Here is a 251-nt window from a genome sequence, read left to right on the forward strand (position 1 = left end):
TGGTCTTTGCCGACCCGCGTTCGTTGCAGCTGCTTGAGTATTTGCAGCGTGTGGGCCCGAGCGAAGCGCCGGTGTTGATCAATGGCGAGACGGGCACTGGCAAGGAATTGGTCGCTCGTTACATCCATAGCGCCAGCGGTCGCACGGGTGCGTTTGTGCCGGTGAACTGCGGGGCGATCAGTGAGAACCTCGCCGAGAGCGAGTTTTTCGGGCATGAGGCCGGTTCGTTTTCCGGTGCTTCGGGGCGGCGG

At 62.5% G+C, this 251-nt stretch carries 1 protein-coding gene; it reads left to right on the forward strand.

What is annotated here, in order from left to right; translation table 11 throughout:
* Window positions 1–251, forward strand: a 251-nt coding sequence (locus HX875_RS32445; protein ID WP_256348231.1) for a sigma 54-interacting transcriptional regulator, incomplete at both ends; no start/stop codon positions are given.

This window comes from Pseudomonas yamanorum (assembly GCF_013386765.1).
Classification (GTDB): Bacteria; Pseudomonadota; Gammaproteobacteria; order Pseudomonadales; family Pseudomonadaceae; genus Aquipseudomonas; species Aquipseudomonas yamanorum_A.